Below are 22,120 nucleotides of genomic sequence, written 5' to 3'. Positions count from 1 at the left end.
CAACGTCAACCAAACAGCTTTAGGTTGACAGTGTCAACTATGCATTGCTAATTCTGGAGGATTAAATGTCGCGTCGTCGTACAGTACTCATCATCGGTTTCGCCTTAGCGCTTTCCCTCGGCGCAGGAGCGTGGTGGTTCCTCACGCCCCCACTGAGCCCGCCCAGCTATCCGGGCGAGCGGCCCGCATTGCAGCAGGAAGGGTATGTCTCCACCACGCATTCGGTGTTCATCGACGCCGCACCGGATACGGTCTACACCTGGGCCAATGATCCTTCGCTCAACCTGGAGGACTTGGTCGAGTTCGATGACGGAACTCCTGCCGTGGTCGGCACCCAGCCCCTGATGGGGAGTGAACAGATTGGTGAGCGCGCAGGGTTCCGACGTCGCGTGGAGTTCGAAGACGGTCACTACCTGGCTGAGGAGATGCTGGTAGACAGCCCAGAGCGGTTCCAGTACATGATCTGGGGCTTCACCCGACCCACCCAGCGGGTGGCTGTAGATCACGGAGTGGCTGAGTTTAGGTATCTTCCCGAAGGGGATGGCACCCGGCTCAGCTGGACCTACTCGCTGATGCCTACCACCGGCCTGCTGCGCTCGGCTACGGAGTCATTTGTGAGCGAGACCCTGGATCGGATGATGGAAACGACCCTAGAGGGTATTCGGACTGGGGCTGAGTCCGGGTGACGAGGACTTTCGTTCGCGGCGCCGGGCCTGGCTGCGTTCCTGGGCGAGGGTGTGAAGGTCGGCCGGGCCTCCGAGGTGTGAGAGTTTCTCAGGGTTGCTCATCGAGCGAACCTTGTGGATCCGCCCGTCGAGTATCTCCAGGGTCCAGGTGCAGATGATCCCGCCTGTGCGATCGCGGAGAATCGCTCCCGGCTGGCCGTTGAACTCCTGCGGCTGGAGACTGGCCCCGATGGCGAACAGCGGGGATACCCCGGACACGAGGAATCTAGCTGCCCTCTCCACGTCGTAGACTCCGCCCTGTCCGCCCCCTGCGCCGCCGCTGTCGTTGAGCGCTTCGACCTCAGCGGCCAGCAGCTCCTTGAGCTGGTCGATCTCGCCCTCTTTGATGGCGTTGAAGAAACGCTGGGCCAGTTCAGCCTGCTGCTGCGGGTCGGCGTCGAACCGGGGGAGCTCCTGCTGCATATGCCGCCGGGCCCGTGAGGCCAACTGGCGGCAGGCAGCCTCCGAGCGGTCCACAGCGGTCGCGATCTCCTGATACTCGAGCCCGAAGACCTCGCGAAGCACAAAGACCGCGCGCTCAAGGGGGCTCAGCCGCTCCAGCAGTAGCAGCGCCGCTGCCGAGACGGTATCGGCCAGCTCCAGGACCTGCTCCGGGCTATCGTCTGTGGCCGAGCGAAGCGAATCGGTCGGCAGCGGCTCCGGAAACCAGGGCCCGATGTAGGTCTCTCTGCGGACCCGGGCGGATTGCAGCACATCGATCGAAATCCGCGTGACCACCGTGGAGAGATAGGCCTTGAGCGAGTCGGGTTCTGTCGAGGACGAGGTGTAGCGCAGCCAGGTCTCCTGGACTGCGTCCTCAGCCTCCCCGACGCTTCCCAGCATCCGGTAGGCAATGGAGAACAACAGCGGTCTCAGTGCTTCGAAGTCTTCGGTCTGCGTCATTCCGGCTCCTCGCCTCATTCACTGTTCGTCTCCATGGTGATAGGGACGAGATGGGATTCAAGTCTGCGACATGGGCACCTTGGTGTCACATATTCCTGACCTGCCTCGTCCTATGTGGTGAAGTGACCCGAAAGTGGCGCCCCGGAGAGGAAGGTAGAACGAACGATGAATATTGCATTGTGGATTGTGACAGGATTCTTGGTCTTCGGCTTTGCGGCAGGTGGTCTTGCCCTGCTGCTCCTGTCTAGTGCTCAGTATCGCAAGCTCGGCAAGAATCAGCACTGGGTCGATGACTTCCCTGAGGCGGTACTGAAAGGGATTGGCGTCATCAAAATATGTGCCGCAGCCGGATTGATTCTGCCGGTGATCTTCGACACCGCCATCTGGCTGGTGCCGCTGGCTGCCATGGGGCTCATGATGTTCATGACCGGAGCCGCCGCCGTCCGTGTGGTGAGACGAGAATGGCAGTACTTCGCCGGTGATCTGCTGTTCATCGCCTTAGCCGGCTTCGTGGCCTGGGGGCGCGCATTCGGGCCAGAATCCTTGATAAGCGGGTGAGCTCGTGACGATTCCTGCCGATGGACTTAGGGCGATGGGTCCGTTCGAGATCCGGAGTTGTCGACGACAGTCGTGGCTCGATCCTGTGGCCGACAGCGGGAGAGATAGATCTTCTGGCCCTCGATATACCGGTGGTTGGAGACATCCTCCGGATCAGGGCTGGTGCCGTCGCGCTGAGCCATCCGCCCTACGCTGATGGTGAAGGGAACATCAAGGAAGACGGAGAAGTCCCAATACTCGGTCAGCTCGTCCCGGTGCAGGAACATTCCCTCGACGATGACGACATCGCCCGGTTCGATGCCGGTGGGGTCAGTATGAATGGGCGAGTCTGTGGTGTGGTCAAAGTGCTGGGCGACGATGCTCCGGCCGCCCCGGCGCAACGGGTCCAGTACCTTCTGACGGAGAGCGGGAAGGTCGTAGCTGTCGAGGAAGAATCCCGCGGGAGAATCCCTGCCGAGCCGGTACCGGACTGCCCGCGGATTCAGGAAATCGTCTTCATGGACGAGGTGGGCTCGCTGGCCCTCACCCTCGTATGCCTCAGAAAGTCTGGCGGCGAAGGAGGTCTTCCCACTGCCGTCCACCCCGTCCACAGCCACCAGCGTGGCCCGTTCCCATCGCGGCGTCGCGGCTACTAGATCCTCGAGCATGCTCACCTGAGAAGTCTTGCACACCCCTCAGTCTCAAAGGGAGAGCTGACTGAGGGGCGTGGTGGAGCGCCGAGTGCCGGACGGCAGAGCCAGCTCAGACGCGGTTGACCTCGCGGCGGGACCATCCGAGAAGCCCCAGGAGGATGCCGGCGACGCCGATCCCGGAGAGCCACAGGACAGGCACCCAGTCGATGTCCTGCACCGGGTAATCGGCCAGGTGCCCGAAGAGATTCAGCTCGGTCACGGCTTCGGGCAACTCCAACAGACCGCCGAAGCTGGTGAGCACCCCGCCGAATCCGATGATCACCCAGCCTACGGCAGTGGCGGCACGCGGCAGCCAGCCGAACAGGGCGGTCACGATGCCGATCACCGCGAGCACCGCCGGGGCCTGGAGCGCCCCGGCCAGGAACAGCTGGCCGAAGTACTGGCTGCCATCCTGCTCCAAGGTGGCAGCAGCCCCGACGCCCATACCCAGGCCCACCAGGCAGAGCATCAGCACCAGACCGACCACCAGGACCAGCAGATGCGACCCCAGCCAGCGGATCCGGCCCACCGGAGCGGACATACCGTACTCTGCCCGGCCCCGACTCTCCTCTCCGCGCAGCTGAGATATTCCGCTGACACCGGCGGCGGCGATGAACACGGCCATGAACACCGCCATATACGCCAGGTAGCCGAGCATCATGTCTTCTCCGGCGAATATCTCGGAGACCTCCGCGGGCAGGCTGTCAGCGGCATCTAGGATCGTCTGCGCGTAGCTGCCGAACATCAGCCCGGTCAGCAGCAGGGCAATGCCCCAGCCGCGCAGCCCACCCTTCAGTGTTCTGAACGCCAACCCCACCGGAGTGCCCAAGGAGGGCTTGGCTTCAGCCCGGCCCAGTCGGCTGGGCAGCAAGGAGGCTCCTACATCGCGTTTGGTGGAGAGCCAGTATCCGGCCGCGATGAACAACGCACCACTGCCGATCAGCAGCAGCAGCGGCCACCAGCGGTCGTGCACGAACGGCGCGGTCTGCTGGGACCAGCCCAAAGGCGAGGCCCAGGACAGCCCCGAGCCACCGACCTCGGCTGCGTCCCCGCCCATGCGGACCAGATAGGCCACCGCCAACAGGCCGCCGGCCAAAGCGGAGGCACCCCGCGAGGACTCACTGAGCTGGGCGGTGACCGCTGCGGCCCCGGCGAAGAAGAGACCCACTGCCAGCCCAGAGGCCGCGACCAGAGCTGAGCCGGCGGCGTCGTAGTCAGCGCTCACCCCGGCCAGCAGAATCAGTCCTGCAGCCAGCATATTGGCCCCCAGGGTAAGGATCAGCGTCGCGGTGAGGGTGGCGTGGCGGCCCACCACATTGGCGCGGACCAGCTCGGCCCGGTCGGTCTGCTCTTCGGCCCGTGTGTGCCGGATGACCGTGAAGACACTGAACAGAGCGATCAGAATATAGATGAACAGCGAGTACCCGGAAGCGTAGAAGCGCTCATAGGTAGGGGCGTCCATGCCGAAGCCGGGCCCGACCATCATCCGGCCGACTGGATCGGCGTACATGGAAGCGAGGCTGACCAGATCCTCCTCGGTCTCGGCGACCACACTGACTGCATGGGCGAAGTAGAACCCAGCTAGGGCGATGCCCAAGATCCAGGTAGTGGTGCGCATCCGGTCGCGGCGCAGCATGAACCGCAGCAGTATGCCGGTGCCGGCGAAGGTTGCCTGGCCGGCAGCAGGGCTTGGTGCTTGTCGGGCCTCAGGGGAGATCGTTGAGACAGACATTTCAGGACACCTTCTTCGCAGTACCGTTGCTGACCCCGCGTTGAGAGAGGTCCTCACCGTAGTGGCGCATCAGCAGCTGCTCCAGAGTGGGCGGATGGGCCACGATGGAACGGATGCCAAGATCGGTGAGCAGGTTCATGGCCTCTCCCACGTGGTCACCGTCCACCTCGAACACGGAACGCTCGGCCTCGGTGTGGAAATCATGGACAAAACTGCACCCGGCCAACGGCTGGGCAGAGCGCTCGGTCTCCACCTCGATCGTGGTCCGGGTCATATGCCGCAGCTCCGAGAGGGTGCCGGACTCCACAATATGGCCGGCGCGGATGATCGAGATCCGGTCGGAGAGCGCTTCGACCTGGGCCAGGATGTGGCTTGAGAGCAGCACCGAGCGGCCCTCGGACTTGGCCTGGTGGATGACCTCCTGGAAGACCGCCTCCATCAGCGGATCCAGGCCTGCGGTGGGCTCATCCAGCAGAAGCAGGTCAACATCGGCCGCCAGGGCGGAGATCAGAGCGACCTTCTGCCGATTGCCCTTGGAATAGGTGCGGGTCTTCTTCCGCGGATCCAGGTCGAAGCGTTCGATCAGCTCATCGCGGCGGGCCTTGTTGTAGGATCCGCGCAGCCGCAGGAACATATCGATGACCTCGCCGCCGGTGAGGTTGGGCCACAGCTCCACGTCCCCGGGGACATAGGCCAGCCGCTCATGCAGGGTGACTGCATCGCGCCATGGGTCGCGGCCGAACATCTGGACTGTGCCGGAGTCCGGGCGAAGCAGGCCCAGCAGCACGCGCATCGTGGTGGATTTGCCGGCCCCGTTGGGGCCCAGGAAACCATGCACCTCACCGGATGCGATGTTCAGGTTCAGATTGTCCAGTGCTCGGACCGGGCCGAACTCCTTGATCAGGTTCTCGGCATAGATGACCGGGGCGTTCTCATTCATGGCTGTTTCCAATCGTCTGTATCAAACTTGGGTCAAGAAGCTGGGATAACGGGAGCTCAAAAGGCTGGGTGTTCGAACAGTTTCTTGATGTTTTGTCGGGGATGAAGGAGGGATGGGGTCAGGAGTCTTCCTGTGCCGCGAGTCCCTCGTAGAGGCCGCGGTATGCCTCGGGTTCAAAGACACCATTGGTGTAGATATCGAAGATGGTGGTCAGATACGGGCCCCATTCCGCCGGTGGGTCCGTCATCGGGCTGCTGCCCAGCAGCCGCTTCATCTGACGGTGCAGCATCATCGAGCCGAACCCTTGGAGCAGCAGCATGACCGCTCGGCGCCGCTCATCTGGACTGGGCTTGATCAGTTCTTGGTCGATGGCCTCCGCGGTGTACTGCACAGCATCGTCCACCAGCTGGTCCATCAGTGCATCGACCTCTTCACCCCCGGCTATCAGAGCCTGCACCAGGTACCGAAGAATTGGGCGGTTCTTCGCTGAATGCAGAAGCATCTGCTCTGGAGTGAACTGCTTGCCCATCTCGATGGCACGAGCCTTGGACTCGTACACCCGCTGGGCGGCGTACTTATCGCAGATCTTCCGCAGGCCCGCCTTGGAACCGAAGTGATGGATCACCAGCGGGGCAGAGACATTGGCCCCGGCAGCGACGTCCTTGATCGTCACCCCGTTGAACCCGTGGTCGCTGTAGAGCTCGATCGCGGCGTCGATGATGCGCTGCTTGGCATCACGCTCTGGCGGCGAGGTGTTCCCGGTGCCGCCGTACTGGTAGGCCATCGTCGCCACCTTCCGTCATCCCGAATCGGTGACTGAACAGCTGTTCAGTCCTGTCGAGACAGACGCTAGCTGAACGGTTGTTCAGCTCACAAGGGCGCTGAACAGGTAGGGCGTGTCGTTCAAGGCAGGTACGACGCCGCCCCGGGCGGGTTCTGTGCCATAACCTTGCCGTGGTTGCCTGGACACCACTGACCAGCCGGGCGAGAGGCTGCTATGTGAGTGCATCTGGGACTTACACGGCTGCGAGCATCTTCTCTGGGTTGAGAATGCCCTGCGGATCCACAGCGGACTTGATTGCTCGGTGAAGCTGTTTGGTGCCCTCGTCGAGCTCCTTGGCTAACCAGTCTCGCTTCAGATACCCGACACCGTGCTCGCCGGTGATGGTTCCGCCCAGCTCCAGGCCGATCTCCATGATCTTTGCAAAGGCGCGTTCCGCCTTGGCGGTTTCCTGGGGGTCTGCGGTATCGAAGAAGACGGAGGGGTGTGTGTTGCCGTCACCTGCGTGGGCGATGACGGTGATCATCAGCCCAGACTCGTCCCGCAGTTGAGCGACCCGGTCGTAGAACTCGGCCATGGCTGTCCGGGGGAGGCAGACGTCGTCGAGCAGCTGGCCCCCGCCGTGCTCCTGGGCGTATTTCTCATAGGCAGGCTGGGCCATTCTCCGGGCTGCCACCAGAGCCTCGCTGTCTGCCGGGTCATCGCTGTAGGCCACGTCGATTGCGCCGTTGCGCTCCGCCGCCTCAGTGAACACGCTCATGATGGCTTCGGCCTGCCCGGGCACCGGATCAGCCTGCATCAGCAGCATGCTGCCGGCATTCTCATCCAGGCCGAATCCGCCGAAGGCGTTGAGCATGGCCAGCGTCTTGCCGTCCACGAACTCCAGCATTCGTGGTGTGGCGCCGGCTGCCATGTAGTCAGCCACAGTGGCCAGTCCGCTGCGCTCATCAGCGAAGATCGCAATAGCAGTCAGCGGCTCGCCCAGGGCGGGGATGAGCCGGAGAGTGGCTTCCACCAGCACCCCGAGCGTGCCCTCTGAGCCGATGAACAGACCGCGCAGGTCCAGTCCGGCCACTCCTTTGGCAGTATCTGTGCCCAGGTGAGCGAGGGTGCCGTCAGCCAACACCACAGTCATCGAGCGCACATAGTCCTTGGTGACCCCGTACTTTACGCAGCACAGGCCGCCCGCATTTGTGGCGATATTGCCCCCGATGGAGGAAATGGCCACTGAACCGGGATCCGGAGGGTAGGACAGCCCGAACTGCGCCACGTGGTTCTTCAGATCCTGGTTGATCACCCCGGGCTCTACTCGTACAGTACGTTCGGCCTGGTTGACCTCCAAGATCCGGTCCATGCTGGAGACATTGAGCAGAATGCTGCCCGGCACCGCGTTAGCCCCGCCGGAAATCCCTGTGCGGGCGCCCTGAGGAACAACTGGAATCCGATGAGCATGGGCAAAGCGCAGGGTCTCTTGAACATCGGCCACACTGCGTGCCCGGACCAGTGCGGTGGCTCCCTCAGCGGGACAGAACAGCGCCTCGTCCTTGGAGTGGGCCTCAATGACACCAGGATCGGTGCTCAGTGCACCTTCGCTCAGCTGTGCCGCCAGCTCCTGAAGATCAACGCTTGTGCCTGGTAGGCGCTCCAGCATGCCGGTCTCAGTCATCCACTCCTACTTTCTGTGTCTCTTTGGCTGCACGGACTCTGTCCTGGGCACGGCACCAGGTGGCGAAGATCGCAGCGGAGATCATCATCCACACGGAGAATACTGCGCCGGGCAGAGCCGCCAGCGGGTTCATGTACTGAGCGGCGAGTCCGGCGGCCAGGGCCGAATTCTGCATCCCGACCTCAATGGACACCGTCCGGCGCCGCACCGGGGACTGCTTGGTGGCCGCTGCGGCCCCGTAGCCCAGAGCCATGCCCAGAATATTGTGCAGGATCACCGCCGCCAGCACGATCAGCCCCGCCTCCACAATGCGGTCTGCGCTGCCGGAGACCACAAAGGCCACCACTATGGAGATCGCACTGATGGAGACCCAGGGAAGCACGGGCAGCAGCTTTTCGACCAGTCGAGGCAGCAGCAGCCGGATGACCAGCCCGCCGATCACCGGCAGCAGTACGATCTGCACGATCGACTGGGCCATGCCCAGGGCGTCCAACGGCATGTACTGCCCGGCCAGCCACAGAGTCAGCAGGGGAGTGACCAGCGGTGCCAGAAGTGTGGACACCGAGGTGAGGGTCACCGAGAGGGCAACATCGCCCCGGGCCAGATAGGTCACCACATTTGAGGTGGTGCCGCCAGGGACGCAGCCCAGCAGAATGACACCGACGGCGATCTCCGCCGGCAGCCCCAGAATCCAGACCACCGAGAGGGCGGCCAGCGGCATGATGGCGTACTGCGCCACTACGGTCAGCAGTACCGGCATCGGTTTCTTGACCACCAGCACGAAGTCGGCGGGGCGGACAGTCAGACCCATGCCGAACATGATCACGCCCAGCAGCCAGTTGGTCATGAACGCACCTTCGCTCACCGGCCCGGCCCACACATAGCCGATCACTGCGGCTACCAGGGTCACGATCGGGAAGACGACGACGGCGCGGAAATGGTTACGCGACTCCTGAGGAGTCTGACTGCCCGGCATCTCGGACTGCTGTGTGGTCATGGGCTCCTTACCTTTCATGGGATGCTGCGGCGCAGACACGGGTCGATCACTGAAAAGATCCGCAGATCCTGATGCAACCTGTGAATTGTCTCACATGAAAAGAGGCGTTTCCGGTCTCGTCATCCTCAGGTGCTTGCAGCAGCCTCAGCGGCCGCGCTGTCGCTGACCAGGCGGTCCAGGGCCTCCTGCATATGGGACTCTACCGCCTCCACCAGCTCATCGGCGTCCCCGGCGGCAATTGCCTCAGCAATCCGGCGGTGCTCGGCCACTTGGTCCTCCGGGTCCTGATAGGTGCCCTGCAGTGCGGTCAGGCACATCCGGGTTTCGGCCATCAGCGTCTGGTGCATCCGGTGCAGTCGTGGGCTGCCCGCGGAGTCCACCAGCACTTCGTGGAAGTGCAGGTCCGCATCTGAAAGCTCGGCCAGCTCACCGCGCTCGGCTGCATCCTGCATCGCATCATAGGCAGCGCGCAGCTTGGCCACCGCCTCCGGAGACCGGCCGCGGATGATCATTCGTCCGGCCGCCGCCTCCACGGCGATCCGGGCGGCGTAGAGATCGCGGATCCCGGCGTCGTCGAGCTCTTTGACGAACAATCCACGGTTGGGCTCTGCGCGCACCAGCCCCTCCTGGACCAACCGCTGGGTGGCCTCGCGCAGCGGCCCGCGGCTGACCCCGAACTGAGCGGCCAGCGCAGCCTCGGAGAGCTGCGCCCCCGGGGCGATCCGCCCGTACATGATGGCCTCACGCAACTGCCGGGTGATCAGCCCAGCAGTGGACTCCCGGTTGACGCGTTGGAACGGCTCGGCGGCTGCCATCAGATGCTCCGATCAGTGGATTGTTGACAATCGATGGTATCCGGTTCTGCTTCCGCTGTGTTCAGCTATGCGTAGCAGGCGGCCCAGGCCCGGTACCAGGGGATGCCTCACCCCGGCAATCCGCATGCCTTCCCATACGGTGACCTGGTTGGCGGTGAGCACCGGCTTGCCCAGCGCGGCCTCGAACTCATCCACCCAGCGCAGTGAGTGCATCGCGGTATCCGGCACCAGCATGGCCTCAGCCTCCGGGGCATCCACCGCGCGGATCATCGCGATGATCTCCTCCGCGTCCATCTGCCCCACAGCTTCCGCGGTGAATACTCCATGAGCTGCGAAGTTCACCACCTGGGCCCCCGCTGCGCCCAAGAACTCACGGAAGTGCCCAGCAAGCTCAACAGGGTACGACGCCGCCACCGCCACCTTGGTCACCCCGAGAGCCTCTACTGCCCGGGCAAAGGCCAGAGAAGTGGACGATGCTGGCAGGTTAGTCTCCTCGGCCAGCTTCTGGGCCTGTTGATGAGCCCCGTGCCAGCCGTAGACGAAGCTGCCCGAGGTGCACGCCCACATCACTGAGTCCACTCGGTGCTCAGCCAGCAGTCGCCCGGCACCTTCTGCGAGCCGGTTGTGCGAGCCAGTCTCCAGCAGTGCCTCTGGGGTGTGCTCATCCACCCCGATGGTGGTGATGGTGACCGGCAGACGCACAGGTGGAGCTGCTGCGGAGTTGTGCCTAAGCGAGGCTTCGAAGGCGGGATAGTCGTCCTCGGCTGCATGGCCGGGGTAGAGAATGCCGACAGTGACAGTCATGGCTCAGACTGCTTCTTGCGAGGTGAGATGTGCGGGAGTGGAAGGGGCTCCAAAGGTGCTCCGCAGGGTGGCGCCAGGGCCGGTGTACTGCCGCCCGGCTCTGCGCAGGGCGGAGCAGACAGTGGCCTGGTTGGCCGAGAGCACCGGTTTGCCCAGGTCCTGCTCCAGCTGGTCGAGAATCTCGTAGGTGGGCAGATTGGTACAAGCCACCAGCACTGCCTCGGCCTCCGGATGATCAGCCCGGCGCACCAGTTCACAGGTCTCATCCCAGGGCACCGTCCAGATCCGGCCGCTGCGGCCCAGGTTCGCGGTGTGCACCAGCTCTATGCCAGCCTCGGCGAAGAACCTGCCGAACAATGCACCGATCGCCTCGTCATAAGGAGTGGCAGCAGCAATCCTTGTCACACCCAGCCGCTGAGCGGCCTCCAGCAGCGCACCAGAGGTGGTCACTGCGAAAGGCGGCGGCAGCTCCGGCTGGGCGGGCGTGTCATACCCGCCTGCAGCGTCCACGGCGAAACGAGCTGTGGCTGCAGCCTCAGCCCCAGCCCGTGTCATGGCCTCGATGAGCCGGCGCTCACCGTGAAGTCCGCGCACAAAGCTGCCCGAGGTGCAGCCATAGATATAGCCGACAGGACCAGTGGCAGAGGTGGCCCGCACCGCATCGGTGATCAGCTCCGGCCGGGAGATCTCGCGGGCCTGTTCCACAGTCACCGCCAGCGGTTCGAAAGGTGTTCTGGTGAACAGCAGGTCCAACTGTGCGAAGCCGTACGCATCCTGGGAGAATTGGCGAAGCTCCCGGTCCAAGGCCATGTCATAGGGCACCACGGTGCCCACTGGCAGTGCCAGTGGGCCCGCTTCAGGGGTGCTGGCCGGCGTGAGCCGGCCGAAGGCAGCCGCGGCGTTTGGGACCCGCGCAGAGGCGGCAGTCTCTCTGCGAGCCATGTCGGGCAGCCAGCGGGGTCTCCCCGCCGCCGGGGGTGACTCAGCGTCCAGCTGAATGGTCAGCGGGGCCCGGTCCGGGGGCTGGTGCTCAGCAGGCGTGGGTGTCATATCGGACCCCTTTTGAGACGGCGACGAGATGCCTTGCAGGATTGTTGACAATCTGCAGATGGAGTTCCTAATGTTACACCCATGTCTGAGCCTCTCCCGGTGATTACGGTGCTGCGACCCGCCGATCCGGATACCCCGCTTCATACGCCGCCGGGACTCGAAGCCCTAGAGGGGCGCGCCGAGATCCGATTCACCACCGCCGATCAGCTGCCCCAGGACATTGCTGGGGCAGACGCGCTGTACCTCTGGGACTTCTTCTCAGGAGCCCTGCAGGCCGCCTGGCCGCACGCAGACCGGCTGAAATGGATCTACGTAGCCGCCGCCGGAGTGGACAAGCTGCTCTTTGACGAGCTCAACGAATCCGATGTGGTGGTCACCAATGCCCAGGGCATCTTCGACCGGCCGATCGCCGAATGGGTGCTTGGTGCTGTGCTTGCCGAGGCCAAGGACTTTGCTAGAAACTACCGGCTGGCGCGCACCAAGACCTGGGATCGCCGGGAGACCAAGCGCGTGGACGGCTCCCGAGCCTTGATCATCGGGCCCGGGGCCATCGGACGGGAGATCGCCCGGCTGCTGCGAGCAGTCGGGATTGAGGTGACCGGGGCAGGGCGCACTCCCAGGGCAGAGGACCCGGACTTCGGCGTCGTTGTACCCTCTGCGGAGCTGCCCGAGCACGTCGGTGAGTTCGACATCATTGTCAACGCCGCTCCGCTGACCCCGGCCACTCGGAACCTGATCGGGCCGCAGACCCTGTCAGCGGCCAAACCCGGGGCGCATTTCATCAATATTGGCCGCGGTGCCTCGGTGGACGAACCTGCACTGATCGCTGCGCTGCAGGAGGGGCCGCTGGGTTTTGCCTCCTTGGACGTGTTCGCCCAGGAGCCGCTTCCTGCCGAATCCCCACTCTGGGAGCTGGAGAATGTCATGATCGCCTCCCATATGTCTGGTGATGTGCACGGCTGGCGGGAAGCCTTGGCGGAGCTGTTCCTGGCCAATGCGGAACGCTGGCTGGCCGGAGAAGAGCTGATCAACGTGGTGGATAAGGCTGCTGGCTTCGTGCCGCGGAAGGAGAACCGATGATTCAGAAGCCCACTGACCTGGCTGAGCTGACCGCGGCCGAACTGTTGGACGGCTACGCTGCCGGGGAGTTCACCCCGGTGGAGGCCACCGAGGCTGTCCTGGACCGAATCGAGAAGCACGACGATGCCCTCAATGCCTTTGTGCTGGTAGACCGGGAGTCAGCATTGACTTCTGCTGAAGCCTCAGCCAAGCGTTGGAAGGCAGGGGAGACCTTGGGCCCGGGTGACGGGGTGCCCACCTCCATCAAGGACATCTTCCTCACCAAAGACTGGCCCACCCTGCGCGGCACCAAACTGATCGATGAGGCCGGGCCGTGGGATGCCGACGCGCCCTGTGTGGCCCGCCTGCGCGAAACCGGTGCGGTCCTGCTGGGCAAGACCGCCACCCCAGAGTTCGCCTGGAAGGGCGTGACCGACTGCATGCGCTCCGGGGTCACCTCCAATCCCTGGGACACCACCACCCACGCTGGCGGCTCCTCCGGCGGTGCGGCCGCCGCAGTGGGCGCCGGTATGGGTCCCTGGTCAGTGGGCACCGACGGGGGCGGCTCAGTGCGAATTCCGGCAGCCTTCACCGGTACCGTGGCGATCAAGGCCACCTATGGCACCGTGCCGATGTATCCCTCCTCGCCCTTCGGCACGCTTGCTCACGCCGGGCCGATGACCCGCACGGTCAGGGATACTGCCCTGCTGCTGGACATCATCGCTGGATTCGACTCCAGGGACTGGTCGGCGCTGCCCACCCCGACTGCCTCCTTTGCCGATGGTCTGGAGGATGGGATCGAGGGCCTGCGCATCGCCTACTCACCCACCCTGGGCTTCGGGGAGAACGATCCGGAGGTTGAGCGTCTGGTGGGCGAGGCGGTCAAAGTCCTGGAGGGCGCCGGGGCTGTTGTGGAGCAGGTAGACCCGCAGATTGCCGACCCAGCGGAGCCCTTCCACGTGCTCTGGTTCACCGGCGCTGCTAAAGTGCTGGAGGTCTTCGGCCCGGACGCACTGGGTGAGATCGACCCGGGCCTGCGCGAGGGCATCGAGAAGTATCGCGACGCCACCGCCTTGGACTACCTCACCGCCACTGCAGTGCGGATGGACCTTGGCGTGACCATGGGGGCCTTCCACGAACACTACGACCTGCTGGTGACCCCCACCATGCCGGTCACCAGCTTTGACTGTCAGCGCCAGGCTCCAGAGGGCTGGAAGTCAGAGTTGTGGACTTCCTGGACCCCCTACACCTACCCGTTCAACATGACCCAGCAGCCGGCTGCCTCGGTACCCTGCGGGGTCGCGGAGAACGGGCTGCCGGTGGGTCTCCAGTTTGTCGCCGCCCGCACCCAAGACCGGCTGGTGCTGCGCGCCGCCCACGCCTATGAGCAGGCCGCCGGAACCCAGTTCTCCCGCCCGGTGGTCCCAGCAGCGGCTGCTGCAGGGAAATGAGCATGACCCGTTACCTCACCATCACCCTGGAGAAGCGTGGGGTCACCGCCGTGGCCGAACTGCTCGATGCCGCCGCCCCACGCACCTGCGCTGCCGTCTGGGAGGCCCTGCCCCAGTCCGGTCAGGTCTACCACGGCAAATACGCCCGTAACGAGATCTACCACCTGGTGCCTGCTTTCGCCGAGGTGGAGCCGGGCAAGGAGAACACCACGGTCACCCCGATTCCGGGGGACGTCTGCTACTTCGCCTTTGACTCCGACGATCTGGGCAATCCCGCCTACGGGTACGAGGAGGCCGCTGATGTCCGCGCGGCTGATCCGGACCAGCGCAAGCCGATCGTCGACCTTGCGGTGTTCTACGGGCGCAACAACCTGCTGATCAACGGCGACCAGGGTTGGATCCCAGGCAATGTGTTCGCCACTGTCGTGGAGGGTCTCGAAGAGCTGGCTGAGGCGTGTCAGTCCATCTGGATGGACGGCGCTCGGGGCGAGACTCTGACCTTCCGGCGCGTCTCCCGCGGCTCTGCTCACCCTCGGTGAGCAGCCCTCGATCGTCTGCCCGCAGTGCGGGTGACCCTCAGTCGTCTCAGGAATTGCGCCGCACGCCTTGCATTGCATTCAGCTCAATCGGGTCTCAGCCGACTGACATCAGCCTCCACGGCTCAAGCACACGGCTGCGGCGCGAGAACACCTACACCAGGTTTTCATGTCTGCACGGGGTTATATCTTGGTGTACCTGTGAAAACCCGGTGTATTTGTGCCGGGTTCTGTGTTTTGCGATCCGCCTGAGAGGCGCTGGCCGCCCGCGGCTGTGCCATCGGTAGGCTGGTGCGGTGATCTCCCTGGCCCTCGGCGTCGTGCTTCTGGCGCTGTACTGGTCCTTCCGCCGCCGCGATAGGCGCATGCTGCGTAACGGGGTGCTGCTGGTCTCTGGGGTGCTCTTGACCGTGACCGGACTGATCGATCTGGCCTGGCTGGCTCTGGGTGAGGTTCCTGGTGCAGGGGAGATCACCCGCTACACCACCCCGCTGGCACTGACCGTGGTGGCCGGTTTCTTCCTCTTTCCCATCGGGCTTCTGGCACTGGTGACCTTCCTGCTCATCAACGGGGTGACCATGTTCCGCCGGGAGGGCCGCAGCCTGGGCAACCTGCTCTCCCTGCTGGCCGGGCTGGGACTGCTGGCCGCGCCGGTGGCCTTCGTCTGGCTGTTCATCTCTGGCTCGCTGGCTGGGGTCGCCCTGGCGCTGCTGATCTTCTTTGTCACTGGTTATCTCGCGGCCAGCTTCCTGGTGATCCTGGTCTACGCCTGGGTCTATGGGCGCTCCACCGCCAAGGTCAGGCCGGCGGCGATCATGATCTGCGGTGCTCAGATAATCGACGGTAAGGTACCCCCACTGCTGCGCTCGCGATTGGACCGGGCGATCAGGCTCTACCACAGCACTGCGAACGCGGGTCTGCCCGCCCCGCTGATGATCCCCTCCGGCGGCCAGGGGCCTGATGAGCCGCGCCCGGAGGGAGCGGCGATGGCCGAGTATCTGCGTGAGCAGGGCATTCCCGAGGAGCATATCGCCGTGGAGGATCAGGCGGTCAACACCGAGCAAAACCTGCTGCTCTCCGCCCGGGTCCAGCACCAGGCTGGCAGGTCGGGCCCGATGGCCGCGGTCACCAACAACTACCATGCGCTGCGCACCGCACTGCTGGCCCGGCGGCTGAAGCTCGACGCCGAGGCCGTGGGCGCCAAGACCGCCTTCTACTACGTGCCCAGCGCGTTCCTGCGCGAGTTCGCAGCGGTGATGCTGGGCCACCGCGTTCTGCATGCGGTGCTGTTCGCGCCCTTCCTGCTGATCGTGGTCGCCATGTTCACCCTGTGGCTGCTCTTCAGCGGCTGATCAGGAGGTCAGGCGGGAGGCGAGTTCCTTCACCCGGGCGTGGATATCGTCGCGGACCAGCTCCATGCGCTCGCGGCCTTCGATGCCGCGCAAGGAGGGCTCGTCGGTCTCCCAGCGCTCCACAGTGATGCCTTCCACGTCGGGAACCTGCGCCTCGCTCCCCAGTACGACGACGTGACCAGCCCTCACCATTGCCTCCTCGGTCAGCTGAGTGGGGGAGTTGCTGGTGATGTCCACGCCAACCTCAGCAAGAACCTCGGCCGAGAGTATGTTGATGCTCTGTCCTGCCTTGGTGCCTGCGGAGGTGACGCGGACGGCGTCGTGCTTGCCGGCTTCGGTGAGCTCCATCTTGAACAGTCCGGCGGCCATCTGGGACTTGCCACCGTTCTGCACGCAGATGAACAGCACGCCCGGGGTGGACGAAGTCGACATCAGCAGCATGCTCCTTGGTCGGTGTCGGTTCTTTGGCCGGCCTGGAGTATGGCGCCTAGACCAGAATCAGCACACAGCTCGGTGCAGAGAGCCTTTAACGCACCGGGCACAATCGAGTAGTAGGCCCAGGTGCCGCGCTTCTGACGGGTGAGGAATCCTGCGTCGGTGAGGATCCTCAGATGGTGGGAGACCGTCGGCTGGCCCAGGCCGAGTGGTTCGGTCATATCGCAGACGCAGGCCTCAGCGTTCTCTCCGGCGGCGATGAGTGAGAGTAGTGCAATCCGGTTCGGGTCGCCCAGGGCTTTGAAGCGGGTCGCTAAGTCTGCTGCGTGCTCTGGGTCGACGCTGGGGGAGGTCGGTGCTGTGCAGCATTGGGTTGCTTCAGTCTCATTGCCGCAGCAGACAGCCGGCGAATCCGTGGTCAGAGTACTCATGGGCACCTCCGCAGTTCGATATATTGACGATTGTCGATGTATGAGAGCATACTCGTATATCGACAGACGTCAATATTCTTCTGAAGGGTCCTATGTCTTCAACAGTCACTGCGCCAGACCCGTCTCCGGTGGTTGCCCGTCTCTCTATGCTGGACAAGTTTCTGCCGGTGTGGATTCTCTCGGCCATGGGGCTGGGTCTGCTGATCGCGCTGCTCGTCCCCGGTGTGGGTCAGCTGCTGCATGCCGTAGAGGTGGCCGGCATCTCTGTGCCTATCGCACTGGGGCTGCTGCTGATGATGTACCCGGTGCTGGCCAAGGTCCGCTACTCCGAGACCCATCTGGTGCTGCGAGACAGGAAGCTGCTGGTCACCTCCCTGGCCATCAACTGGCTGCTGGCACCGGCGTTCATGTTCGCCCTGGCCTGGATCTTCCTGCCGGATCTGCCGGAGTACCGCACCGGACTGATCATTGTGGGGCTGGCTCGCTGCATCGCCATGGTGCTGATCTGGAACGACCTGGCCTGCGGAGATCGGGAAGCCGCCGCCGTACTGGTGGCGATCAACTCGCTCTTCCAGGTCTTCATGTTCGGCGTGCTGGGCTGGTTCTACCTGCAGGCGCTGCCGAGCTGGCTGGGCTTGGAGACCACTTCGGCAGAGTTCTCCGTCTGGGCGATCACCATCTCGGTGCTGGTTTTCCTGGGCATCCCACTGGCAGCGGGCGTTCTCACCCGCGTGATCGGTGAGCGGGCCCGCGGCCGGCAGTGGTACGAGCAGCGGCTGCTGCCCAAGCTCGGCCCCTGGGCGCTGTACGGGCTGCTGTTCACCATTGTGATGCTCTTCGCGCTGCAGGGCGAGCAGGTGATGAGCCAGCCGCTGGACGTCGCCCGGATCGCGCTTCCACTGCTGATCTACTTTGTAGTGACCTTCTGCGCCTCCATGGTGATCGGTCGGGTGCTCGGCATGGACTACGAGCGCAGCACCACACTGTCCTTCACCGCGGCGGGCAACAACTTTGAGCTGGCCATCGCCGTGGCCATCGCCACCTTCGGCGCCACCAGCGGCCAGGCCCTGGCCGGTGTGGTCGGTCCGCTCATCGAGGTTCCCGTCCTGGTGGGCCTGGTCTACGTCGCGCTCTGGGCCCGTCGATTCTTCCAACCCTCTCTAGCCCCGATTACCCGATTGAAGGAGAAGCCATGACCGCCCAGCAGCAGCATCTGCCCACTGTCACTTTCGTCTGCGTGCACAACGCCGGACGCTCCCAGATGGCCGCAGGGTTCCTCCGGGAACTCGGCGGCGACCATGTCCAGGTCTACTCCGGTGGCACCCAGCCTGCTGAGGCAATCAACCCGGTGGCCGTGGAGGCAATGGCTGAGGTCGGCATCGACATCTCTGGGCGGGGAACCAATGAGCTCTCGGCGGATATGCTCCAGGAGTCCCAGGTGGTGGTGACCATGGGATGTGGGGACGACTGCCCCTATTACCCCGGAAAGCGCTACGAGGACTGGAAGCTGGAGGACCCCGCCGGCAAGGATCTCACCGCAGTCCGGCAGATCCGCGATGAGATCAGAGCCCGGGTGGAGGAGCTGGTCAGCTCGCTTGGCGTGCAGAGCACCGGTCCCGCGGACCCCCGTACGCTCCCTGCTGAACTCTGAACCGCCACGTCTGGGACAAGGAGCTGTGCAGCCATGAACAAGGACCTACCCATCGTTGTGGTCGGAGCGGGCCCTGTGGGGCTGGCCGCCGCTGCCCATCTGCTGGAACAGGGACTGGAGCCGCTGGTGCTCGAAGCCGGAGAACAGGCCGGTGCTGCGGTCAGCCAGTGGGGGCACATCGGACTGTTCTCCCCCTGGCAGTACACCATCGACGCCGCCTGTCGCCGGCTCCTGGAGCCCACCGGCTGGCAGGCCCCGCGCCCTACCGCCCTGCCCACCGGAGCTGAGCTGGTGGAGGACTATCTGAAGCCTCTGGCTGATACGCCCGAGCTCCGGGGGCGGATCCGGCTGCAGACCCGGGTGCTTGGAATCAGCCGGGGCCACCGGGATAAGACCCATCTGGATGCCCGGGTCGGTGAGTCCTTCCTGGTCCGGGCTGTCCACCAGGGGCAGAGTCGCGACCTGCAGGCCCGCGCCGTCATCGACGCCTCCGGCACCTGGAGCTCCCCCAACCCGCTGGGTGCTGCAGGACTGCCGGCGATCGGTGAGAACGACGACTCCGTGGCGCCTCATCTGCTGGGCCCGCTTCCCGATGTGTTCGGCACCGACCGGGCCCGGGCCGCCGGCCGGCGGGTGCTGGTGCTCGGCTCCGGGCATAGCGCGACCAACACGTTGCTGAACCTGACAGCGTTGAAGCGCGAGGAGCCGGGCACCAAGATCCTCTGGGGCATCCGCGGGCACAGCCCGCAGCGCAGCTACGGGGGAGGCGACCAGGACGGGCTGCCCGAGCGCGGAGCTCTGGGCCAGCGGCTGCGGCGGCTGGTCGAAGCCGGGAAGATCGAACTCATCCGCTCCGCCGAAGTCCAGGCTCTGCACGGCAGCCAGGACACGCTCCGGGTCAGCTTCGCCGACGGGCCCTCACTGACCGTGGATGCCCTTGCCGCAGCCACCGGCTTTCGCCCCGACCTGGAGATGCTGCGCGAGCTGCGCCTGGAGCTTGACCCGGCTGTGGAGGCCCCGGTCCGCCTCGCACCGCTCATTGACCCGGAGCACCACTCCTGCGGAACAGTGCCCGCACATGGAGCCGAGACGTTGGCGCATCCGGAGGAAGGATTCTTCATCGCCGGGATGAAGTCCTATGGCCGGGCTCCTACCTTCCTGCTGGCCACCGGCTACGAGCAGGTGCGGTCCATAGCCGCCCATCTGGCTGGAGGTGACTCTTCGCCGCGGAATCTCAACCTCCCGGAGACTGGAGTCTGCTCTGGGGCTGATCCGGAGTTGGCTGCGCCGGCTGAAGAGCCGGTTGCGGCGTCTTCGTGCTGCTCCGGGGTTGCCGATCGGTCAGCGCATGAGCCGGTGAATCTCGGTGTGCCGACTGGGTTTGTCCACGGCCGCACTGCAGAATGAGAGGTATGCGCCCTGCCCTCCCCGTCATTCTGACTGGGCTGTGCATCACCCAGATCACGGCGTGGGGCATCCTCTACTACGCGTTCCCGGTGCTCTCGGCGCGGATCGCTGAGGATACCGGCTGGTCGGTGGCCTCCACCACGGTGGGGTACTCTGCGGGGCTGGTGGTCTCCGCGCTGCTCGGCATCCCCGCAGGCAAGCTGCTGGATCGCCGCGGCCCGCGGCTGGTGATGACTGTCGGCTCAGGTGTAGGCGCCCTCGCGGTGGGATTGATCGCCTGGGCTCCCACCTATGGGGTCTTCCTGGCCGGCTGGCTGCTGGCCGGAGTGGGGATGACCGGCACCCTGTATCCGCCGGCCTTCGCCGCAGTGACCCGGTGGTACGGGCCGCGGCGGGTCTTCGCCCTGACCGTGATCACGCTGATCGGCGGGCTGGCCAGCACCATCTTTGCCCCGGTGACCGAAGCGCTGGCTGAGGCCTTCACCTGGCGGCAGGTCTATCTCATCCTCGGGGTGACCTTCGGCCTGATCACGGTGCCCATTCACGCGGTGGTGCTGCGCCGGCCCTGGCCCCGGCATGATCAGCGTGCTGCTGCTGAATCAGCAGAAAACGACGCCGCCACGGCAGAGGATCAGTACGCCCGCCGGGTCATGCGCTCAAGTCCCTACATGCTGATGACCGCCGGTTTAACTCTGGGATCCTTTGCGATGTTCGCCGCCATGATCAACCTGGTGCCCATGCTCACCGCTCGCGGTGTGGACTCCGCGCTGGCCGCCTGGGTGCTGGGGCTGGGCGGACTCGGCCAGGTGCTGGGCCGGCTGTTCTACTGGGCCATGGAGCGTGGGATGAGCGTACGTGCTCGCACCATGGTGATCTACAGCCTGGTGGCGGTGACCACAGCTGCCCTGGCCCTGGACTGGACCAATGCGGTCTGGCTGATCGCCATCTCGATGGGCGCCGGAATCGGCCGCGGGATATCCACCCTGCTCAAGGCCACCGCGGTCACCGATCGCTGGGGCACCCGCGCCTACGGCAGGCTCTCCGGGATGTTCAACGCTCCGGTGATGTTCGCCATCGCGATCGCCCCGGCCGTCGGGGCCTGGTTGGCCGAGCTGATGGGCAGCTGGGAAGCGATGTACCTGGTGCTGGCCGCTACCGGCGCAGTGGGTGTAGTCGCCCTCTTCTTCAGCGTCCCGCACGCCGGCACCGATCGCAGTTGACTAACTCGGTTGAGCTCGGTAGTTCCAGCCCCGCGCAGAGCTGCGCTGGGTTGCGGAGAATCTGGTGACCGGGCGGTCCCGGCAAGGCTGGGTGCGGCGAACTCGCAGCATGTGAGGTGGGGCAGGGCTTGACCTTGACGATACGTCAAGGTGTTCAATGAGGGTATGCGCATAGGCGAGTTGGCGGAGATCGTGGGAGTCTCCACCCGCACTGTTCGGCACTACCATCACGAGGGGCTGATGCCTGAGCCGGCAAGGGATTCCAGCGGGTACCGGCGATATACGGTCTCTGATCTGGCTCAACTGATCCGGGTACGGCGACTGCGGGATATCGGATGCAGCGTCGACGACATTCGTCGGGTCACCACCGGTGAGCCCACCCTGAGCCTGCGTGATGTGCTTCAGCAGCTTGACGAAGACCTGGCCGGTCAGCAGCGAGTGCTCGATACTATGCGGGAACGTATCCAGCAGCTGCTTGCCGGCCCAGACCTGGAGGACGCCGTGGCCTCTGGTGGGCCGGCTTCGCGGGATGTCTTTTCCCAGTTGAAGGAGTTGGGGGCGGAGGGTCCTGCCTACCACACAGACAGAGCCATGATGGCCGCTGTGCCTGAAACCGATGCTCAGAACTGGGCTGAAGCGTGGTCTCAGATCATGGATGATCCGGAGGCGGCCGAGGCACTGGCGTTCTGCTATGCCGAGTTCGACGCGCTCATCTCCGCTGATCCAGAGGACCCTAAGATCCCGGCACTGGCTGATCGCATCTGGGAAGTGCTTCCGAAGGACTATCTCTCCACGTTGGCCCCGGAAGGAGAGAACCACTCAGAGGCACCGATTGCAGCGGCGCTGGCCGAGAGCATGTCCCCGGCCCAGAACCAGGTGATGGATCTGCTGACACAGAGACTGTCCGCTATGAACAAGCGCCAGTGAAAGAGCCGG

Annotated in this window: 23 protein-coding genes; 11 read left to right on the top strand and 12 right to left on the bottom strand. The window is 64.6% G+C overall.

Translation table 11 applies throughout. The annotated features are described in order from the left end of the window. Positions 1-65: 65 nt before the first annotated feature. A complete protein-coding gene (locus tag F0311_RS05295) occupies positions 66-686 on the top strand; it encodes an SRPBCC family protein (RefSeq protein ID WP_150460894.1) in 621 nt (206 codons plus the stop codon). Here the strand turns inward: F0311_RS05295 and F0311_RS05290 are convergent. Further along, positions 651-1,628, bottom strand: coding sequence for an RNA polymerase sigma-70 factor (locus F0311_RS05290; protein ID WP_150460893.1), 978 nt, complete (start codon positions 1,626-1,628; stop codon positions 651-653). The two genes, F0311_RS05295 and F0311_RS05290, sit on opposite strands and share 36 nt — an antisense overlap. A 165-nt stretch (positions 1,629-1,793) precedes the next feature. Here F0311_RS05290 and F0311_RS05285 point away from each other — a divergent pair, with 165 nt between their 5' ends. Next, entirely contained in the window at positions 1,794-2,186 is a 393-nt protein-coding gene (locus F0311_RS05285; RefSeq protein ID WP_150460892.1) for a DoxX family protein, read from the top strand. Between the two features lie 26 nt (positions 2,187-2,212). Here F0311_RS05285 and F0311_RS05280 read toward each other — a convergent pair whose 3' ends face one another. From F0311_RS05280 to F0311_RS05240, 9 genes are all read right to left on the bottom strand, one after another. Next, positions 2,213-2,833 (bottom strand): nucleoside/nucleotide kinase family protein, encoded by a 621-nt coding sequence (locus tag F0311_RS05280; RefSeq protein WP_150461196.1) that lies wholly within the window; start codon positions 2,831-2,833, stop codon positions 2,213-2,215. Between the two features lie 94 nt (positions 2,834-2,927). Next, the gene (locus F0311_RS05275; protein ID WP_150460891.1) at positions 2,928-4,589 is read right to left on the bottom strand and encodes an ABC transporter permease; all 1,662 of its coding nucleotides are present in this window, start codon (positions 4,587-4,589) and stop codon (positions 2,928-2,930) included. Between the two features lies 1 nt (position 4,590). Continuing rightward, complete coding sequence (locus F0311_RS05270; protein WP_150460890.1) at positions 4,591-5,529, bottom strand: ABC transporter ATP-binding protein; 939 nt, start codon at positions 5,527-5,529, stop codon at positions 4,591-4,593. A gap of 118 nt (positions 5,530-5,647) precedes the next feature. Further along, positions 5,648-6,313 (bottom strand): TetR family transcriptional regulator, encoded by a 666-nt coding sequence (locus tag F0311_RS05265; RefSeq protein WP_150460889.1) that lies wholly within the window; start codon positions 6,311-6,313, stop codon positions 5,648-5,650. 232 nt (positions 6,314-6,545) lie between these two features. Beyond that, positions 6,546-7,976: an FAD-binding oxidoreductase gene (locus tag F0311_RS05260; RefSeq protein ID WP_223881152.1), complete on the bottom strand. Its 1,431-nt coding sequence runs from the start codon at positions 7,974-7,976 to the stop codon at positions 6,546-6,548. Next, positions 7,969-8,973: a bile acid:sodium symporter family protein gene (locus F0311_RS05255; protein WP_150460888.1), complete on the bottom strand. Its 1,005-nt coding sequence runs from the start codon at positions 8,971-8,973 to the stop codon at positions 7,969-7,971. The genes F0311_RS05260 and F0311_RS05255 overlap by 8 nt, the downstream gene beginning before the upstream one ends. 125 nt (positions 8,974-9,098) lie before the next feature. Continuing rightward, positions 9,099-9,788, bottom strand: coding sequence for a GntR family transcriptional regulator (locus F0311_RS05250; RefSeq protein ID WP_150460887.1), 690 nt, complete (start codon positions 9,786-9,788; stop codon positions 9,099-9,101). 12 nt (positions 9,789-9,800) lie between these two features. Continuing rightward, positions 9,801-10,592 carry a maleate cis-trans isomerase family protein gene (locus F0311_RS05245; protein WP_150460886.1) on the bottom strand — a complete coding sequence of 264 codons (792 nt, stop codon included), beginning with the start codon at positions 10,590-10,592 and terminating at the stop codon, positions 9,801-9,803. A gap of 3 nt (positions 10,593-10,595) precedes the next feature. Then, positions 10,596-11,642, bottom strand: coding sequence for a maleate cis-trans isomerase family protein (locus F0311_RS05240; protein WP_223881151.1), 1,047 nt, complete (start codon positions 11,640-11,642; stop codon positions 10,596-10,598). An 81-nt stretch (positions 11,643-11,723) separates the two neighbouring features. On the opposite strand from F0311_RS05240, the gene F0311_RS05235 reads away from it, so the two are divergent. The 4 genes from F0311_RS05235 to F0311_RS05220 all read left to right on the top strand — a co-directional run bounded on the left by F0311_RS05235 (position 11,724) and on the right by F0311_RS05220 (position 16,040). Continuing rightward, complete coding sequence (locus F0311_RS05235) at positions 11,724-12,722, top strand: D-2-hydroxyacid dehydrogenase (RefSeq protein ID WP_150460885.1); 999 nt, start codon at positions 11,724-11,726, stop codon at positions 12,720-12,722. Continuing rightward, positions 12,719-14,152, top strand: coding sequence for an amidase (locus tag F0311_RS05230; protein WP_150460884.1), 1,434 nt, complete (start codon positions 12,719-12,721; stop codon positions 14,150-14,152). The genes F0311_RS05235 and F0311_RS05230 overlap by 4 nt, the downstream gene beginning before the upstream one ends. A 2-nt stretch (positions 14,153-14,154) precedes the next feature. Beyond that, positions 14,155-14,691 (top strand): DUF3830 family protein, encoded by a 537-nt coding sequence (locus tag F0311_RS05225; RefSeq protein ID WP_150460883.1) that lies wholly within the window; start codon positions 14,155-14,157, stop codon positions 14,689-14,691. A gap of 293 nt (positions 14,692-14,984) precedes the next feature. Next, on the top strand, positions 14,985-16,040 hold the full coding sequence (locus tag F0311_RS05220) for a YdcF family protein (protein WP_223881150.1): 1,056 nt from the start codon (positions 14,985-14,987) through the stop codon (positions 16,038-16,040). Here F0311_RS05220 and F0311_RS05215 read toward each other — a convergent pair whose 3' ends face one another. Both F0311_RS05215 and F0311_RS05210 read right to left on the bottom strand, forming a co-directional pair. Then, entirely contained in the window at positions 16,041-16,472 is a 432-nt protein-coding gene (locus tag F0311_RS05215; RefSeq protein WP_223881149.1) for an arsenate-mycothiol transferase ArsC, read from the bottom strand. It lies immediately after the preceding gene. Next, positions 16,472-16,906: an ArsR/SmtB family transcription factor gene (locus tag F0311_RS05210; protein ID WP_150460881.1), complete on the bottom strand. Its 435-nt coding sequence runs from the start codon at positions 16,904-16,906 to the stop codon at positions 16,472-16,474. The genes F0311_RS05215 and F0311_RS05210 overlap by 1 nt, the downstream gene beginning before the upstream one ends. Before the next feature lie 92 nt (positions 16,907-16,998). Between F0311_RS05210 and arsB the strand changes: the two genes are divergently transcribed. From arsB to F0311_RS05185, 5 genes are all read left to right on the top strand, one after another. After that, complete coding sequence (gene arsB, locus F0311_RS05205) at positions 16,999-18,102, top strand: ACR3 family arsenite efflux transporter (protein ID WP_150460880.1); 1,104 nt, start codon at positions 16,999-17,001, stop codon at positions 18,100-18,102. Beyond that, positions 18,099-18,557 (top strand): arsenate reductase ArsC, encoded by a 459-nt coding sequence (locus F0311_RS05200; protein ID WP_150460879.1) that lies wholly within the window; start codon positions 18,099-18,101, stop codon positions 18,555-18,557. Before arsB ends, F0311_RS05200 begins: the two co-directional genes overlap by 4 nt. Before the next feature lie 33 nt (positions 18,558-18,590). Beyond that, the gene (locus F0311_RS05195; RefSeq protein ID WP_150460878.1) at positions 18,591-19,964 is read left to right on the top strand and encodes an FAD-dependent oxidoreductase; all 1,374 of its coding nucleotides are present in this window, start codon (positions 18,591-18,593) and stop codon (positions 19,962-19,964) included. A gap of 5 nt (positions 19,965-19,969) precedes the next feature. After that, the gene (locus F0311_RS05190; protein ID WP_150460877.1) at positions 19,970-21,184 is read left to right on the top strand and encodes an MFS transporter; all 1,215 of its coding nucleotides are present in this window, start codon (positions 19,970-19,972) and stop codon (positions 21,182-21,184) included. Between the two features lie 165 nt (positions 21,185-21,349). Continuing rightward, positions 21,350-22,111 (top strand): MerR family transcriptional regulator, encoded by a 762-nt coding sequence (locus tag F0311_RS05185; RefSeq protein ID WP_150460876.1) that lies wholly within the window; start codon positions 21,350-21,352, stop codon positions 22,109-22,111. Positions 22,112-22,120 lie beyond the last annotated feature (9 nt).

This window comes from Nesterenkonia ebinurensis, assembly GCF_008711175.1.
GTDB lineage: Bacteria > Actinomycetota > Actinomycetes > Actinomycetales > Micrococcaceae > Nesterenkonia > Nesterenkonia ebinurensis.
The sequence above is the reverse complement of the archived record's forward strand: the minus strand, read 5'-3'. Positions and strand labels throughout refer to the sequence as shown.